We start from the raw sequence: 375 nt of genomic DNA, 5'->3' as shown, positions 1-375 counted from the left end.
AGCCTGGATCGCATCGAGACCTACTACTTCGAAGGTGCGGCGGGCCTGTCGCGCCTCATCGCCCACCACAAGGCCGACGGCAGCCGCTGGCTGCAAAGCTACGACAGCTTCGGCCGCCTGGCCTCGCGCACCGACCCGCTGGGCCGCAGCGTCCACCTCAGGCGCGACGGCCAGGGCCGGCTCATCGGCGTGCAACTGCCCGACGGGCGCAGCACCCAGCAGGAACACGACGAAGCCACGGGCCGCCTGCTCACCTCCACCGACCCGGCAGGCGCCACCACCGGCTACCAATACGACGCCTGGGGCCGTCTCACCCAGATCACCCAGGCCGACGGCAGCACCGAGCGCTACCACTACCCCGACCCCCAGGAAGCG

At 71.2% G+C, this 375-nt stretch carries 1 protein-coding gene; it reads left to right on the top strand.

The window, feature by feature from the left end; all coding sequences use genetic code 11:
• Positions 1-375 (top strand): RHS repeat domain-containing protein (locus L995_RS12315; RefSeq protein ID WP_047472031.1); only part of this gene is annotated, 375 nt, incomplete at both ends.

The organism is Delftia sp. ZNC0008 (assembly GCF_000799035.1).
In the GTDB taxonomy this organism is placed as follows: domain Bacteria; phylum Pseudomonadota; class Gammaproteobacteria; order Burkholderiales; family Burkholderiaceae_C; genus Comamonas; species Comamonas tsuruhatensis.
Note: the sequence above shows the minus strand (reverse complement) of the source record. Positions and strands in the feature narration are given on the sequence as shown.